This is a genomic window from Sulfitobacter sp. (assembly GCF_036961165.1).
GTDB lineage: Bacteria > Pseudomonadota > Alphaproteobacteria > Rhodobacterales > Rhodobacteraceae > Sulfitobacter.
Map to the genome: position 1 here is coordinate 23,256 of NZ_JBALVJ010000004.1, position 19,905 is coordinate 43,160.

Annotated in this window: 1 protein-coding gene; it reads right to left on the reverse strand. The window is 55.2% G+C overall.

Annotated elements, in window-relative coordinates:
• Nucleotides 1-132: 132 nt before the first annotated feature.
• On the reverse strand, nt 133-19,506 hold the full coding sequence (locus tag V7730_RS03575; RefSeq protein WP_335746220.1) for a calcium-binding protein: 19,374 nt from the start codon (nt 19,504-19,506) through the stop codon (nt 133-135).
• Nucleotides 19,507-19,905: the final 399 nt, after the last annotated feature.

Below are 19,905 nucleotides of genomic sequence, written 5' to 3' on the forward strand. Positions count from 1 at the left end.
ATACCTTTAATTTTTATCCAGCTTCTATCCGGCCAGACTGTCGCAACAGCCTCTCAAGCGCAAGAAAAATAGGCCTTTTCCAAGAAAGCTATCTCGTTCTTCGTCAATTATCCAAATCGTAGACGTGACGCATTATTGCGCAGCCCACTTGAAGGCCTTGTTCTTCTTGCCATTACCTTTGCCAGTCCCTGCATCGGCAGCTGCTGCATCCGCAGCATCCAGTAGCAGGACCTCGTCAGGCGTCAGCATTCCGTCTACCCGTGCATCATAAACGAGCACATCATTTGTGTTCGGCGGTGCAGGAGTGTTGGCTGCATCCTGAGCTGGCGTCACCGGATTGAGCGGCTGGGACAGATCAAAGCCGCCGATCTGGCTGCTATCCCCCATCGGAGACAGCCCCGAGACGATCAGGCTTTCGACAGATTGCTCTGACAGCATCGACAGGGTCGAGCTCGGCTCAACGACCTGCTCGATTGTAGAAGTTGGCCCGCCGTTACCGTTGTTACCATTGCCATTGCCGTTGTTGCCGTTGCCCGCATCAGGAGCACCGCCCCCGGCGGTGCCATCGTCCAGCATTGTGTCACCAGCCGCGCGGGTGTCCTTCGAGCCTTTGGAATTTCCCGGTTGAGGGTCAGCAGGGCCACCGCGCTGATCGCCCGCATGGGGGTCTTGTTGCTTGACCAGTCCAATTTCACCATAAGGCTCACCGTTGCGCGATACGTCACCACCGTCAGCAATGCGCGTCGGATCTGCGCCATCCGCTTCGGAAAGATCATACAGGAAGGCCACCGTCGAAGGGTTACCTGCACGAACAATTGTGCCTGCACCGAAGGGTGAGAATGGCACAAGATAGCTATTAAACTCACCATTCCAGTCGATCATCCGGTCGCCGCCAGTATTGGCAAGCAAGATGTCACGCCCACCGCCACCAAAGGAAATGTCGGCATAGCTGTCAAAGGCGTCTGGCTCATCATTCAAGCCATCGTTGGTTGACCGGTCATCGTCGATGTCCAGCATGTCGTCACCGAAACCGCCAAAGACATGATCACGCCCAGTGCCACCAACCAACCAGTCATGGCCCAGATCACCAAAGATGCGGTCATCGCCGTCCGACGCCAGCCCGTCAACTTGATCGGTCGCGTCTGTACCGGTGCCGTCCAGCGCATCAAAGTTGAGCAAGAAGGGCACTGCGTTGGGATTGGTTGCCGGATCAGCAAAGACATATCCATTTGTCGGATCGACAAAAATCAATGGCCGCGGGCTGTTTTCATCATAGGCGGAAAATTCAGTTGGCCGTCCATCCGCACCACCCCAGTTGAGGATATTGCCAGGGTTGCCCGGATTGTCATAGCTGAACGGCAGCAGGGTGTAGCTGTAAGTCACACCATCAAGGGTGTAGCTAACATCGCCCGGCATTGCCTCGGCGCCCGATATGGCGTCAGAACCGTATCCGCCATGCAGCCAATCCGAACCAAGACCGCCAAAGATGATATCATTATCGCCGGTCGAGCTATCCGCTACATAGGCAATCGGATCTGCAAAATCATCCGAGGAGAAGGGCGTCAGATCAACGGTTTTCTTCAGCGCATTGTCCACATGGATAACGGCCAGATGCATATCTCCATTGGTGGCAATCAGCTCGTTCGTGCTCACCGCCGCGATGCCGTAGAGTGCCTCAGAAAGGCTGCTGTCGGAAGTGTTCTTGGACGTCCACACGCGGCCATCGCCGCCAATCATGCCATCCTGTCCCGTACCGCCCGACATCCAGTCATGTCCATAGCCACCGATGATATCGTCATCTTCGCTATCGCCATAAAGCGTGTCATCGCCAACCAGACCGTAAAGCGAGTCGTCACCGCTCTCGCCGTGGATCTCATCGCCCTGCCCCAGATCACCTGCAGCCGGGGCCGCGTCGACGTCTGAACCACCGAGGGTATAGTCGATCATCTCGGCAGCGCGCACAACAATGCGCTCAGCTCCGCGGCCATGTGCAGCGTAATGCTCGTCCGCATTGTCGCCCAACACATCATACGTGAAGGACAAATAGCTGCTGTTGGCATCAACTCCGCCGTCTGCAACCAGACGGAAGATGCGGCCATTGTCGCCAAGTATCATATCGGCATCGCGGGCGTGGCGTTCTTCAATCGTAATATCCGCAGTACCGACATCCGCCGCACCAAGGTCTTCGACGTAATGGTTGCGTGCAATCCGCGTACCCGCGCCACCAAACAGGATATCTGACCCGGTCGGCGTGCGTTCATCCAGCGTATCAAGGCTATAGAGATCGGAGTTATCACCAAGGATATCGTCCTGGCCAAGGTTACCGAAGATAAGATCATTGCCGCCGTTGCCTTCGATGTAGTCATCACCGTCCTCGGCTGATTTGACACCTGTGCTCAGCTCGAATGAAGCGCGCATGGTCAACGCCCCATTAGCATCGCGCATCGCAAAGACGCCTTCGCCGGTTCGGTCAAGCCCGTCGATAGAGCCGTCACCCTGAACCATGTCATCCCCAAGCTGGGCAAAGATCACATCATCATCACCACCGCCGGCGATGTAATCCGCACCAAAGCGGTTCTGCGCATCGCCCTCTACCGCTGTGGTGTGGTCCAGCAGATCAATCTCGAAGTTTTCCCAGACCGCCGCATCTTCGGTTTTGGCAAGTGGCGTATGATCGACAAGAACATCGCCCTCGGCGCCCGTTCCGATTCCGTTACCATAGATTTGCGTACCCGTGAGCTGAACAAACCGTGGGTCGGTAACATCGTCAAACAACGCGTCAGCAATGCGGTCAAGGCTCACATTATCGCCAAAGATCAGATCACGATGGCTGTCGCCGTCGATTACATCTGCACCAGCGCCGCCGATCAGTACATCCTCATCTGCGTCACCAAAGATCGTATCGTTACCGCCTTGGGTGTTGTCAGTGATCGACACGTGGCGAACCACATTATCAAGCATCTCGATACGGCCAAAGTCACCCAGCACGATATCGTTTTGCGCACCCGCCAAAATGCGATCATTGCCGAGCCCGCCAAGAACCAGATCATCACCCAGCGACGTTGTAATCAGGTCATTGCCGCCCTGTTGTGTGTTGAGCGTCCGGATCACATCGAGTGTCGTCAGATTGACACCACTTGGTGCAGCACCCTGCGCGTCAATCGCCGTTCCTGCGAAGTTATCGTTGAAGATCACCTCGCCGTTGTCACCCAGAACAATATCTTTGGCATCATGCGTCGATGTTAGGCTATCAGCATGATCGCCGTGGATTGTATCGTCACCCAAACCACCCAGCACGATATCCGATCCCGAAGAACTGGTGATCAAGTCAGCGGCGCCCACGGTCGCTGCAAAGCTTTCGGTATTGTCGGTGGTCCGAATTTCGGTGAACAAGCCACCGTCCATGCGGATTTCACCATTGTCACCAAGCACCACATCATCGCCATCAACTTCGGCATCAAGGTTGCCAGCGTCATTGCCGTGTACGGTGTCATCGCCGTAGCCAGCGATGATCAGGTCAGCGCCGCGATCACCGGTGATGAAATCGTCATCACCCTGCCTGTTTGTCTCTTCAATGCCTTCTTGTGGCTGGCTGGTCATCACGTCCAGATCGGAAAGGTCGTCATCCGCATCCCAGATCAGCTGGCCATTGTCGCCAAGAATGCTGTCGTTGCCATCATTGGCGCTGCGCAATCCGGTGAAGTGATCGCCGTGAATCTCGTCCTGACCCAGTCCACCTAACAGGATATCTCCGCCTGAGGCACCTGTGATGGTGTCATTGGACGAAAAGATATCCGTCCGGTCTGTGGTCCGGATTTGTGCAAACGTCCCGTTTGTCAGCAGGATTTCACCGTTGTCACCCAAGATGACATCCGCGCCGTCCAGCTCTGAATCACCATTTGTGGCGCTGTTGCCAGACAATTCGTCCGCGCCGTACCCGCCAAGGATCAGATCGCCGCCCGCGTTACCAGAGATAATGTCCGCTCCGCCAAGCCCGTCTTGCGCACTCAGTACAAGATCAAGCGTGGTGTAATCAGGAGTGGCTTCAGACGCCCACTGCATTTCTCCGTTGTCGCCAAGGATGTAGTCAGCGCCGTCAATTAGACCGTCACCTGCGGCAATATCCGCGCTTCCTGCGTCACCGTGGATGGTATCTGCGCCGATACCACCGATGATCCGGTCAGCGCCTGCGCGGCCACGGATCAGGTCGTCCCCGCCAGTCGCGGCACTTGTGTCGGTGCTTTTCATCGTCGAAAGCCGCGACTGTGCTGTAGTGGTGTCAAAGAGGATTTGGCCATTGTCCCCCAGCAGAATATCACCGCCGTCACTGGTACCTGCATGACCTTCAAGGTCATCCCCATCGATCATGTCACCGCCGAACCCGCCGATCACAATGTCGGAACCCGCATCAGCCGAGATCGTATCCGCGCCGCCCACAAGATCGCCTGCGCTGGCAACTTCGGAAAGGATCGATACGGTCGGTGCCGCCAGATCATCAAGCGTCATGTCTATGCGCCCGTGATCGCCAAGGATCACGTCATCGCCATCAACCGTGCCCAGATCAGCCACAACTGCATCGCCGCGGATCAGGTCGCCACCCAGACCACCAAAGATCAGATCACCCGCTGCATTGCCAAAGATCTCATCTGCGGCACCCGCTGTGCTGTAGGTCTCAGCAAACTGCAGAACACCGTGAAGCAGATGCGCATACCCGACATCGCCAAAGATCAAGTCAGAACCATCACGCCCCTCGGCGCCGGCTCCGTCAGCATCGCCGTATACAACATCGCTGCCAGCGCCGCCGATCAGCATATCACTGCCCGCATTACCGCGCAGAGTGTCATCGCCGCCTGTCGCCAACTCGATAGAGTGCAGACGTGACACGAATGTATTGACCGTTTCGCTAATCTCGGGCGTCAGGTTCGGATTTGCACCAAAGTCGTAGGTAATCCGGCCAAGGTCACCAAATACGATATCATCATCGCTCAGCACGTCGGCGTCTTCGACACCTGCGGTGATATCGTCATTTGCCTCACCACCGATGGCAACATCGTCGCCTGCGCCTGTCGAAATAACGTCGTCATCCCCGCCCGCATTCGCGATCGCAAGGATCAAGCCCGCACCCCAATTGACCATGTCTGTTTGATCTTCGGGCAGTGTGGAAATCCGCAGGCCTGATGTCAGATCAAGGCCAGTCGAGAAGTTTGGCGAAATGGTCATTCCATTGACGGTGTTGCCCTCAATCAGGCGCGGCTCCTGCAAGAATCCGGTGCCGTTATTAATATCAACATAAAGGCCGATCAGCCCTGTATCACCTGTAGCGAAAGGATCCCCCTGCAGACCACTTGCCAGATCGGGCAGCGGCAGCGTTTGGTTCGTATTTAGGATACCCGCGCCAAAAGGACCTACGGCGAGCCCGCCAATAACATCAGGCGTCTGGCCTAGGCGGGTGACAATCGCGCTGACCCCGTTTGCATTCGGGATTCCGCGATAGTCGACACGGCCTACATCACCGAAGACAATATCAGCGCCACTGCCTGTCAGGATCGTGTCTTTGCCCGCACCACCAAAGACAACCACATCCATGCTGGAGCTTTGGGCATCAAAGCGATCATCGCCGCCTTGCAGATCAACCGACAGGTTACCATCTGCCGGATCAAAGATTTCCCACGTCGCACCCCCTTCGAATTCGTCGAGCGGATTATCGAGGATCAGTGAGTTGGCGTCATTGCTGATGATCCAGCGTTCAGCCAACTGCACGCCGTTCTCATTGAAAATACGGACTTTCTGGCCAAGGTAGGCATCAGCGTCAAAGTTCCCGTCAACGGTCAGTGTTGTGCGGAAGTCCGGGGCATCCTTGGCATTCACAAGGATCGCGGACGAGCCCGCTGCCAGAACTCGCTCTGTTTTGTGAATGTCCGCTGTGACGGTGTCGCCGATGCGCACGCCAGGCTGGTTCGGGTCTGCAATCTCATCGCCGGTGCGGATAATGGTCCAAACGCCGCCACCATCCTCACGGGTTGGTGTGCCTTTGATTTCGAAATCGTTATATCCCGCGCCAAGCGTGATATCGATCACCTCGAGATTGCCAAAGGTGATGCCGCCTGCCCGCTCGCGTTCGCCAATCACGGTATTGGGGCCCATGTTCAGGCCGAACAAGCGGTTAGCAGTCAACACACCGCTGCTGTCTGCAGGGCTGTCATCATCATTGACGAACATCACATCAACGGAAGCACTTTCCGTGACAAAGAAGTTCAGGCTCTCGGAGGTCAGCGCGTATCCGATCTGCCCCGTCAGCGTTTCGATCACCACACCGTTCTCATCAGTGTAGGCCTCATTGAGCGTAAAGGTCACCTCATCGTCGGCCAGATCAGCCGTGCCTTTGGTATCAATCGTTGCCGCAATAATCAGGCGGAACGCGTCCGTTGCTGACGGTGCGTTCGGCGCCGAGACGATCTCGACTGTTTTGCCAACGATTGCAGCAATTTCTTCATTCGAAGCCAGAGGGAATGCCGTGGCGTTGTCATCAGCAGAGATACGCAAACGCAGATTGTCCAGAACCAAACCGATCAAGTCTGCACGACTGACGGTGATCTGGGCATTGCCCGGCGTATTGTTGATCGCAAGCGCCGTACCAATGGGTGGCTTGGCGTTTAATTCACCCGGCAAACGCAATGGCTCGCTCAATCCGTCCAAAGAACCGCTGCCACCGGCCCCATCAAGGAAGACCGGTCCAAGAATACCGGCAAGTGTGGCCGGACCCGGTGCGAACACCTTGGTATCGCCACCATCAACCTCAGCATCGTCAACCGCCGCCACCGAGATCACCATCGGGACGTCCCAGTTATCGGCTGTAAAGGTCGCCATGACCTTGGTCACCAGCGTGCCGTTTGAATCAAATACTTGGTTCCCGCTCGCATCCAGTGCGGGCACTTCGGTGATCACCACCGTGTCGCCACCTTGCGTGATGCCCGTGATCTGGAGTTGCACCAGATCGTGACGGATTCCGCCTGTCAGCGTCGACTTGGTGACGATCGCGGTCAAATCTACCGTTACATCGCCACTTGGCTGGCCTGTCAGGACCAACTCGTATGTATCACCGGGACCGCCTTCGATCACATCGGTTGAGCCACCCGTTTCGCGCAGCAACATCGTCGGTGCATCATCATCAGAGATGGTTACCAGAACGCTTTGCGCAAACGCTTCTGCAAAGGTGGGGATGTCGAAGGTGTAGCTGACAGAAATCTTCCCGGACCGTTCGGTCGGCTGCCCTGCCGCATCAATAAACAGGATCGTAGATGTCAGCTCCGTCTCAGAGGCCTCAACAATCTCATAATCAACGCCTTCAACCTGCACAACATTATCAATCGTAAAGCTAGTGATAGACGTCGGCACCTGCGTCAAACCAAATGACGTGATCGGCGCACTGCCCGGGATATCAAGCGCCAAGGTTTCGGAAGACGAGGACGTCCGGACAAAGTCCGGCTGAAAGCCAAATTTGATTTGCTCTGAATGGGCTCCCTCACGCGCCGTGTCGTCGACAGCGCGCACTTCGACCAGAATTCCCGTCGTTGCATTGCCGCTGGTGAAATCTACCGACATCAGAGGCGCTGCACCAATTGCCGCGCCGACTTCGACAAGGTGGATTTGTGACGTGTCATAATCAAACGTCAACGTCATCGTCTCGCCCGCAACGAGCGCTTGGTTGAGGCGCAGACGCAATACGTCCCGCTCACCCTCTTGGTCACCGTCTGAGCCTTCAATGATTGCAGTCAGCGTATCATCATCAGCGATCACATTGCCCGCGCCATCCAGCGCGATGTTTTGATCCACGATCAAACCGGGTTCATCATTGTCATTGATTGTGACTTCGACGCTTCGGGTCTGAAGGCCGTCATACAGGCCAATGCTAAAGACGGAATCTGCTGCCGGATCGACCGCCCAAAGACCATTCAGGGTCAGTTCGGTTGCGGTGTTGCCAAGGATCAAAAGCTCTTGGCCTGCGCCGGTTCCGCCCACGATCTTGATCTTACGGCCAATCATGCTGCCATCATCGCCAAAGTCGACCAAAGCGCCCGAAGCCGTTTGCGCCGTAAGGGTGGAGCGGTCATCAAAGACCTCATCCGATTTCGTCTCGGTCACCGTATCGATCAAACCGGTGATCGCATCCGACACGCGCAAGACAAAGCCTGACTCGAAAGCACTGGGAGCATCATCGGCGTCCCATGCGCTGCCAAATCCAAGTGTTGTCTGCGTGCCGCCCACGGAAACGCTTGTGATAAAGCGGCTCTGCCCGAAACCGGGACCGGAAGATATGGTCACGGTCCGGCCCAGCAGATCATCGGCTGTCTGCCCCAAAAGCGCGCTGGTGGTCACGACCATCGTGTCTGCTGTCGACACCCGATTTTGTGCGCGATCGACGACAATATCGACACCTGACTTGAACAGATGGGTCACGACGCCATTCGTCTGGCCTTCAAATGCCGCGTCATCATAGTTGAACATCACGGGCTGATTGCTTTGACCGTCGAGGTCGCCACGGGTGAACAGGCTGCCCGGTGTCTCGGACCGGATGCCGTCAGCAATGACAGCTACGTTCTGCGCGACGTTCCAGTTTGCAGCCGTAAAGGTCAGCGTTACGGCCGATCCGTCACCTTTGACCACTGCACCGCTTGCGGTGCTTTGAACCCGGAAAGCATATTTACTTTGATCGCGTCCGTCCGGTGACGGCAATGGCGCGCCCACGATGACCTGCACATCACGTGTCGGAGCACGCGTCAGCACAACGGAATAGACATCACCCAGTACGTCACCCTCATCGATGATGGTGCTGCCTTGGGTCTGTGTGATCACGGCGAAAGCTTGATCATTATCTGCAACATTCGCCGATACGCCGAATACCTTTTGACCGTCATACCGTGCATCCGTGGACGTCATGTCGTGGGTAATGATGCCCGAATGCCCCCGAAGGTCATTGGACACCACAGGCGGCGTTGGCCCGCTGACGTTGAAGGTATCGCTGCCCAACCCACCGAACAATTCGGTAAAGACAGTGCTCTTGGTGGATTGCAGGAAGAAGCGGTCATCGCCTTCGCCACCGTCTACACGCAGGCTCTCGATGTTCACAAAGCTCACGTTCAGACCGGCCCCGAAGACACCTTCGTCTGTTATGACAAAATCGTCCCCGAATTCGGTCCCGATAACAACCAATGTGTCATAGCCGTCACCACCATTGATGTTGAGCGGTGCGTTCACGGCATAACGGACGGTATCAGCGCCCACGCCACCTGTCAGATCGGTACGTTCACGCTGTGGTTCGGACGACCCAATAAGAGCAAAGGCGCGTACTTCGAACAGGTCATCGCCGGATTCCCCATTAAGCTGCAACACCGCAAGGTTATGATAAACAACAAAGATATCATCTCCGATGCCACCATTTACCGTCATCTGGAAACTGATACCGTTTGACAGCCAACCACGTGTCGTCTCGATCGAGAGGAAGAAGTCATCGGCATTGATGCCGGTATCGATGCCGCCGTTTTCGGCATTCACATTGCGCGCGGTACGGAACAATTGACCAACCTGGAACTGGTCAGCACCCGCTCCGCCGTTCAGGGTCATTTCGGCTGCGGTGTCATCGACGGCAAAGATATCATCACCGCCGTGGCCGTTGACGATCAACCGCTCAAGGGTCGCGCCATAGTTGACCCGTTCCACATAGAAATCACCATTGAGGCCTGCGATAAACGCATTTGCCCCTGAGGCATCCGAACGCACCAAGAAACGGTCTGCGTTGTCCGTGCCGTTGACCTCAAGAAGGTCGACATCGCCGGAGTCCCCAGCATCCACAATGGTAATGCGGCTGTCTGTCGTGCCGCCAGACAGGTTAATGCGGTAGGTATCACTACCCTGCCCGCCGTTCAGATCATCAGAACCTTTGGTCGCCATGATCAGATCATCGCCGCCGCCGCCGTCAACTGTGTCTGCGCCCGTGCCGCCGTCCAGAATGTCATTATGGTCGCCACCTTCAAGGACATCACCCTGACCGCCACCGCGCAGATCATCCATACCTGCACCGCCGCGCAGCGTGTCGCTACCGCCTTCGCCCAGCACCAGATCATCACCGGCGCCGGCAGTCACATCGTCATTGCCCATGCCCGCGATAATGATGTCTTTAGAGCTGCCCGCAGTGATCACGTCACCGGCCCCGTCAGGACCGATGGCTAGCCGCTCTAGCAGCACATTCACATTGCTGGCATCCGTCAGAGCAGAAAGGTTGGCCACAAAGCTATCCGATGAGACCGTCAGCAAGGAAGACAGAATCCGCCCGCTATCGCCGAAGATCAGGTTGTTGCCTTCGCCGCCCTCGATTGTATCAAAGCCGCTACCGCCAAAGATAATGTCTTTGTCCGCGTTGCCACGCACCATATCGTTGCCATCAGCGGCAAAGATCACGTCATGTCCATCACCCCCGGTGATGTCATCTGCCGCGCCTGCCCCGTCTACATCCGTCACGCCGCCATTGTGCAGCGCGCGCACGTTTGACAGGATTTTGATCCCCGTGCTGACAAAACTTACTGTGCCGCCGTCACCTAGCAGCAGGTCGTGGCCCGTACCGCCGTCAAGCGTGTCACTGTTGCCGCCACCAATGAGAATATCTTCTCCTGCGCCGCCACTGACCGTGTCGCGCCCGTCTGTTGCTGTTGCTTTAGAAGAGACAACGTTTTCCAGAATGCTGGCCTGATCGCCAAGCACAAGGTCATCACCACCGCCGCCGGAGACTTCGTCATCCCCTGCGCCACCAATCACCAGATCATTGCCACTCGAACCTATGATGGTGTCGCTTCCGGCGCCGCCATCCAGCAGGTTGAACTTTGCGGAAACACCGGAGGGCGTTGTATTGTTGATAAAGCTGATGCTGTCATTACCCGCGCCACCGCGAATGTCGAAATGCACTTCGTTGCCATTCCAGCCATCCAGGATAATGGTATCGTTCCCGTTACCGCCATCCACGACGATAGTCTGACCCTTGCGCACCTGATAGGTGAATCTATTGTTTGTATCGGGGCTGTCTTCGCCAAAGCCTCCGGGAGTTGTGAAGACCTCTACGTCATAGAAATCACCGGTGGCTCCGGAATTCGGCACTTTCCGAACAGTAACTGTCTCATCGCCATCGGTAGCATCACCCAGCAGACGCTGTGCAGCGAACTGGCCGGTGTTGATGATCAGATCACCGTTAGCCGCTTCCGATGCGACGATCGGCGGACGGAAGAAATCAATCTCGAAGGTCGCCAGTGTGATCGGATCGACCAGATCCCATTCTTTATCAATCTCGAACAGAACCAGATCAATCTTGAGGAAGGCAAACAGACGCGCAAAAATCTCACCTGTCACATCAAAGATAGCAAGCGGTGCTAGCAACTGGTCCGCTGTATCTGGGGCACGCGTCTGGTTCACAAAATTGGAGACCAACTCGTTGATCCGCACCTTGCCGTCGTTGTCAGGGTCAAACAGATCAAAGAGAATCTCGATGAACAAGCCGCCCGCAACGCCGGCGCGTGCCACCCCAAGGTTCAGTTCTGCCGCCGCCGTGATACCGCCAAGGAACGTCAGTTCTGGTACATCGGCACCGGTACCATCCGCGTTCTCACGATCCGATACGTACAGACCGTCAAGCAGCAACAGCGGGTTACGATAATCGCCATCAATAAAGGCTGAGATACCTGTCGTGTCGTATCCAAAGGCGAAATCTGCAACGAATTCAATACCAAGGTTGAGAGAGACCCCAAGAGGACCGAAAATCGAGAAGAAGAAGCTCTTTTCAAAATCTGCGACCAGTGGCGCCAGATCATAGGTGACCAGCGTGGCTTCATCGCCCATCAGCAGGCCAAAAATCTGGCTTGGGTCGGACAGGATCGGGAACGCAAACGCACCATTGGCCTGCAGCAGACCCTTCATGGTCCGCGCACCCTTCTTGCTGTCTGCATTTCCTGACGTAGTCTTGTTTTCAATTTCGGCATTCACATCATTGGTTGTCAATGTGCCGCCAGCTTTACGCTCCTGATAAACATCATTGCCCGAGAACCCGTTTTCGAACGGATTTGTCTCTTCGCTGGTGCCATCAATGTTATCGAAAATAACAAAGTCACCGATCGGAATGACTAGGTTCATGTTGCTCGATGCCAATTCGGCGACGGTGTTTACAAGAGTAATCACCTCAGCAAGGGCTTTGATCATGCCGGGGTCGACCTTGCCGGAAGTTGCCGCAATGTCGAGCATCGTAAGGTTCACACCGAACACATCAATCAGCGGAATTGGCGCCGTCAAGACATCAATCAACGGCTGAAGGGGCGAGGTCACTTCGGCGACTTTTTCAACAATTGGACCAAGCACTTCGGTGATATACTCACCCAAATCCAGCTCGACATTGTTGAAGGCAAGATACTGCATTCCCTCGGCCAAAGATGATCCAAGGTCATCAGATTCGGCGCTGCCGATCAGGACAAAGTCATTCTCGAAGCCCCACAGGAAGTCGAAGTCAGCCATTATTGACGGGAAACCGGAGCTGCTGTTGCCGCCAGTCAGGCTTGGCGCAATGCCAAGGGTAAGATCAAGCACTGCAGCGGCTTCTACTTCCAGCCCCAGAACAAGGCCGATCTCTCCGAATTCGGACAGTGCCAGATGATTTCTGTTGTCGCCGTCTCCGCTTTGAACGTCATCAGTCACGTCGATCGACACGACTGCGGTCAGCTCTGTGGTTTCGTTGATCCCGTCGCTATCAATATCACGGCCCGCAGATGTTTCGCCGCTTAGGCCAAGGAAGCCCAGCTCACCAGTGATTGAGCCGCGTGGCGTCGCGGTTGCTGTGAATTCCAGCTCACGAACCTCATTCCCTTCGGCATCCAGCGCATTCTCGACATCAAGGTAGAAACCTTCTTTGGTCGACAGACCAAAACCAAGGTTCAAAGCCCAGTCGATGGTCAGATCCATCTCTGCTTCGGACTTCAGCCCAAGACCAGGAATGCCAATATCAAAGCCAAGATCAATGTTGCTCAGATCATCAGGCAACAGCTGGGCGCCTAGCGTGAAATCCCAGAAAATGTCGGCAGAGCTGATATCGGCCCCTTCAAAGAGCACCTGACGCAGCGCCTCACCATCGAGATAAATATAGTCACCCGCAGTCTGCTCAGTGAGGTCAGCCCCCTCTAGCGCAAGCAGCAGGTCAAGGCCGTCTGGCCCCAGTAGATCAAATAGCAGGTTCGAGATTACGTTGAGGTCAGCATCGGTAAAGTCAGCTGCCGCATCCTCAATCGTGTCAACCGCGTTACGGAAATCCCCGATAAAGTTGTCACGGAAATCTCCAATGAAGTCAGATGCATCGGCGAAGGAAGAGCCGACCAACGGTAGGTTCAAATCGGCCAGTGCACCGAACAGATTGTCGCCCAACAGCCCCAGGAATCCGTCAAAGCCGTCAACCGCAAGGCGGATATTATCGAAGATCGACAGACGCGAGAAATCGAAGTTTTCGAGGTAGGAAACAAGATCACGGACGTCGATGACAACATGGTCGCCCTCAACAAAACCGTCGAGTTCCGCGTCAGTGGTGGCAACTCTCAAAGAGGCAATGTTGGCAAGGTTGCCTTGTGAGCCTACCGCTGCGCCTGTTGAATCAGTCGTGATCGCCTCTCCGACAAGGATTGATCCGATGTAGTTAGCATCATTGGGGAAGAAGATCGGCAACACGCCTTCAACTGTGCCGTAAGCGCCATCAACACCTTGATTGCCCCCGATATTGAAAGCTGTTCCCAGATCAAGATCAGCGAGAGAGACAATTTCGCTCGACGCATCAGCCCATGCAACTTCTGCACCGGCATTGATCTCCACGCGCGCAACCTCGGTGTCGGTGCTTTGGATCGCCAAGGCAAGCGGGCCGAGGGCCGCGTTGAAGGCAAGGTTTTCACCGCCCACGCTCAGCGTGGCCTCAAGGGCTGTTTCGTCCAGCAAAAAGACCGCGTCAGACACGGAATTCGCGGGATCAAGAACTGCTTCCATATCAACACCGAATGCCAGCGTCATAAAGACGCCACCTTCGGCTCTCAGTCCGGCAGAACCGGAGAAATCGACAACGCCGCCGATGCCCAGATCATCAAAGATATCGCCGAAACCAAGCTCGGAGAAGCCAACGTTCATCGTTTCGCTGAAGGCGGTGCCAAGATTGAGGCTGAACGTCAGCAGCTCACGGCCATCGGTTTCTTCAAAGCCGATGTTGAATGCATTAAGCGCGCCCGACACTTCGCCGGTGGCAAGCGTATATGCTTCACCCAACGAGGCGGAGGAAAGACCGATTGCATCGTTCAGCGCGTCTTCGAGGAACTGCAACGAGCCCGCAGGATCTTCACGCAATTCGTTGATGTAATCGCGCAAATCATCGGCCATCGCCAAGACATCGCGCAGTGATTTATCCAGAACAGGGATATCTTCATCAAGGAAGCCAAAGCTTTCGAACTGGGACAGGAAGTCCGCGACAAGGATAAGTGCATCCAGAATTTCGTTAAGACCGAACTCACCTATCCCATTGCCCAGAATGGCAGAGACATCGGGCAGATCAACGGAGACAGAAGGCAAAAGCACAACATTCTCGATTGTCGCTGTGCTAAGTATTGTCTCTGGCGCACCTGCGCTGACTTCGCGCAGGTTTTCGAGCGTCACAGTCGTAGTTGGACCACTATTCAAAAAAGCAATTGTCCCGTCGAAGATGGTGCCATCCGCATTAACAAAACGCAGATCAGCCCCCACGGCCAAGATATCGCTTAGATTCTGTCCGACGGTGAAGGTGTCAGCACCAGTCACAGTCATACCGCCGAAGGTTTCGAAACGGTCCCACAAGAACGGGTCACCAATGGCAAGGATTTCCACCCCGATGTCTACGGAAGCGTTGCCACCGAGCAGCGCATCAGCCATCGCTTGAAAGCCCGCTGATCCGTCCTGCAAAGACAGGGTCAGATCGGCGCCCCCATAGCTTGTCGCATCGGGATCACCGCCCAAACCTTTAGCAAAGGTGATCTCAGGCAAGGCAAGAATCGCTAACGGGCTTTCACCGTTGCCGAACGTCTCAATTATTTCGCCCAGCGTTAGGATATTATCCGCCGCAGGCGACCCGACAGACGTGTTAAATCCTAATGAAGCAGTTGCTGAAAAATTGGCTGTACCGGCCAGATTAACGCCAATGAACCCAAGACTTGCCTGGGCTTCGACGCCGGTCTCAAGCACAGCTTGACCGCCCGCCTGCCCCGCAACACCAGCACTGCCGTCGATTCGCACGCCCTGCACAATTTTGCTACCGTCGCCATAGATATCTATATCAACAAATGGCTCGCCCATGATCCCATACGTGCCAGCCGTCAAATTGCCGACCCCGGTCAAACGGATGCTGGTTCCGGCATACTCTCTTAGATCAAGCGTTTCGGAGAACAGCACATCACCGCCCGTTCCGAATACCATCAGATCATTTAGCAGCCGCCCCGCCTCTGCCGCGAAGGTGAAGCTGCCGACATCAGACAGATCATCACTACGCAAGAACAAACGATCGGCAAGTTGTACGCCGCCAATATCACTACCAGTGATTATCCCGTCAGGTGTCTCTGGTGTCGATCCGGCAATTGCTACGGCCGTGTCTGTGCCGACAATGCCTAACTGCGACGCCGCAGACGACCCATTCGTCGCCTCGATTGATTTCAGCAGAACACTGCCGTTGTTATAGGTTATACGGATGCTTTTTCCGGACTCGTCCTCTGCCGTAAGCGGATCGTCAGGTGTCACTTCCGCTTGAAGGTGGCCCGCACTATCCGCGGCCTCAATCAGCCCCAGTACATCGCCCAGATTAACAGCCGAGGTCAGGTCGACCGTAAAGAAGGTCTCATTATCAAGGCGGATCAGCAGGTCGTCCGTATTTGCCGGACCGGCCACAAGACCCAGTTCAGGAACCGCATTCACAACGTCAAAGCCCGCCGCGTCGGACTTTAGCGTCAGGACCAGCAGGTTACCTTGATAGTCAGCCTCGATGACCTCAGACAGATCGACGGTATCGTCACCCTCCATTGTCCAGTCAGAGCCACGCGCCTCCGACAATGCCGCATTCACGTCGGATGCAAGGTCAATAATGTTCCGGTTCAGTGATTTGATGCTGCCGCCATCGACAGACAATGTAGACGCGGCTTTCACCACAACGTCATAGGTTTCACCGTCGATGTTCAGCGTTATCACGGCGTCCGTCGCGAACACGCCGATACCTCTTGCTACTGCGCGCGCGGCCGTGACCGTCTGCGTGCCTGTCTGCCCGTCATTAATACCCAGAACCGCAATCGCTGGCTCAGTCGGTCCTGCGTTAATCTTAATCCCAACGCCTGCACCGGCAGTGAATACAAGCTTACCAGTTCCGTCGAGAGATGCCGTGATTCCCGTGCTGCCAGTTACCAATTGTGCATTAATTGCCGTCGCGATGTCAGACGCTGTGGCCTGCAAGTTTTGATTTGGCAACGTCACCACCATACTGGTGGAAGTGGTCGTGTTCTCGACCGAGAAGCTTAGCGTTGCGGTGGCTGGGGGCACGGTTGTGCCGGTCACAGCAACTTCGGATTTAGGCTGCACTTTCAACGCACTCAACAGCGTCACGCCATCCATATCACCGGTATTTGACGGAACACTGCCCGCGTCGCCGGTAACAGGATCGACGGAGAAATCAGTGGTTAGGTCAATGCCGAACCCGATCTCCAAATCACCCCGTCCGGTCAGAACAATGCGGCTGTCACTGCTGACGCTCGCCAGTTCCCCCAGATTGAGATCAAAGTCGGTTTCAAGTTCGGTTGCAAACAGGCTACGCGACAGATCAAGGTCGAAGATCAGCTGATCCTCATCCATGTCATAGCTAAAGCCTTCTGGCAGGATGCCCTTGTCCGTAAGAATGTCGAAAAACCCCTGAACGGAGTTGAAATTGGCACCATTGAACCGGTCCAAAAGCCCGGCAGCATCATCCCCAAGCCCAACGTTATCGCTCAAATCTTCCAGTGAGACGTCGATATCGCGGCTTAGCTGGGTGCGGCCTGTATTGAAATTGACTGTCACTGCAGCGGACAAGGCTGTCGCAAGCTGACCCGTCAGATCGCTGACCGTCCATGAGCCCGGAGTGCCCGCGCTGATCAGCGCAAGATCAACAAGATCACCAAGCGTATTGCTAAATTGAACAGAGGCCACCGTATCATCGACGATGTGCAGTTCAAGCGCAGTGACTACGCCACGGAACTCGATGAACTGGTCCAGCCCCGCTTGCCCTAAGGCATCATTGAGGTCGGTCACCAGCTTGTCGTTAGCGTCTTTCACGCCATCACCGCCACGATCAAACAGGATCAGGTCGGACAACATCCCACCCAAATCAGCGATCTTATCCAAACCGCCTGAAACGAACGGCAGCTTAATATCTGACAACAACGTGCTGTCGGTTGCATCTTCCATCCAAAGGATGAAGTCCGCCATCATTTCGATCAGATCTTCAGGAGAGAAATCGTTGAAATCAAGGAAGTCCGCAGAGCTGCCGCCCAGCACGACCTCAGGAGCGGATCCGTCAAACAAGTCCGCTTTGGAGAATGCCAGCGTCATCTCGGCAGCGCCCAACAGTCCGCCGTCAGCACCCAGCGTCAATGTGCCCCTCAAGCCCGCATTACCGCCAAGGACGATCGTGTCATTGTAAAAGTCATAATCGGCGCCCGTCACGTCCAAACCAAGCGAGCTGGCCATTGTTGCACCCGAAGCCGAGATAGTGAACGACAGCCCCCCTGTCGCCTCAAGGCCTGCATTCGCGTCCAGTTCACCAGTGATCGTACCTTTGAGGATGCCAATGTGAGCTTTGGTATCAAGGTCAAGCTCAACGGCGAGACCAACACCAAAGCCGTTAATCTCACCTGCAACGCCGGAGGCTCCAACCATCAAAGATGCGTCCAGAACGGCGCCCACACCCAACAGCGCCCGTGCTTGGGCATCCAGCTCTAGGCCAACAGCATCCGCCTGTGCGCCTAGATCAACAGAAAATCCTGTCTGCCGCGCAGCAGACAGTACAAAATCAAATATCACATCGTTTGTGCCCGATAGGCTGAAATTGGCATCAGCAAGGCTAAGGTTGAGCGCGCCCAAACCAACCAGTCGCTGTTCAATTGCATCGCGCAAGATTTGCTCGGGTGTGCTGCCGAATCCGAAGTTCGCCGCAACAACATCACCAGCGCCTGCCGTGATGCTCAAAGATTGGACGTCATCCTGCTTGATCTGGAACGCGAGCCTGCCTTCTGCAGCTGTCACGAAAATCCGATCCGCCATTTCAGACAATGCTTCGTCAGCCAACTGGCCTGCAATACCGTCAACAATCTGGTCTACCGCACTGTCGAGCGAGAACGGAGGCGTCTGGATATCTGCGCCCAACACATCAACGTCAAAAGTTTCTGTGAGTATTGTACCGTCTGTAAGCACGACCATGACATCAACGTTGAACTGTCCAATGCCCGCCTGCCCGATGAGCGGGCTCAATACCGCAGGTCCCAGCGACTGAGCGGCAAAGTCGACCGCATTCACCACAGCCTCGAACGCAGATGCGCTGCTGTCCGAACCCGGCAAAGCATCAAGGATTTTCGCGCGGGTCGCGTCAATCAACTCGTAGAAATCAAGGGCCTGCCCAAGCGTGACGTCAGCTTGGTCCACAAGCGTACTACCACCAATAAATGGCAAGGCTTGCACAAATTCGGCCGCGTCGGTCATGTCGGCCAGCACATCGCCAAAGGCGTCAAAACCGTTTTGAATAGCGTCTGTAATCTGCGCGATTGTCAGCGCCAGATCAGGTCCGGCAATCGACGTAATTTTATCCGCGTCGACGGCCATACTGCCAAGGCTGGTTACGCCCGCAGCCAGTTCGACCTGATCTCCGGAGCTGGCCTCAAAGCTTTCGACATTGCGCAAAAAGACTTCACCCGATGCCAGAGATGATGTCGGGCTTGGCGCCGGGGCCGCGGAATTTCCGATAATCCAGGTATTCGCAAAACCTGCTCCCATGTCTGTGACATCGTCAGTACCGCCGCCGCCTTCAAAAAGAATAGGAGGAAAGACAAAATCGCCCAACACCAGTGAATCATTACCAACCGTGCCATTGATGGCGATTGAAGTGACGTCGGCCAACAGGTGCACATCAGTCGTGCTGGTCCCGTCATCCGCGATCTGCTGTATTTCAAGATTGCCACCGTCGACGTCCAGAACGATTTGCGCCAGTCCTGTCATAGAAACGATAGGGTCAGCAGACAGCAGAATGCGCGGCTCAAGTATTTCCACATCCAGCTTTGGCGCTGTAGGAAGCTTGCGCGGCTTGGACAGTATCGCAGTGTGCGAAACCCCCCTTAAAAAGCTTGTTTTCTTTCGTGTGTCAGAACGTTTTGAGCTATCGGAATTCTCAGCTTCGAAAATAAAATCTTTCATGCAGATCGGTCCAATGCAAAATATAGTTCAGGGCAAAACACACCCTTAAATGTAGAAACTCCGAAAACAGAAAACACAAAGCAGCAACAAATATCGCAGCGCAGAGTGCTGCCATCAGGTAAGTCTGCGCGCAATAGGGGCTTTGAGTCAATTAGCTAAAGGGAAACAGTGAGTTCCTGCGCTATTCGAAGACACCCCCAAAGCCACTCGGAACCTCCATTTTTGAGCCTCGCACCGACCAAAGCTCGCCCTCTCTTTAAGGCGGGAGGGTCTAGGCACCGCCGCTTCACGTCAGGCGTAGATCTATTAATTGGAGACTGTTTCACACTTCGGAGAGGCTTTCGCAGATTTTCGTCATGAATCCTCTAATGCCCGCCTATAGCCGCGCATCTTTATACT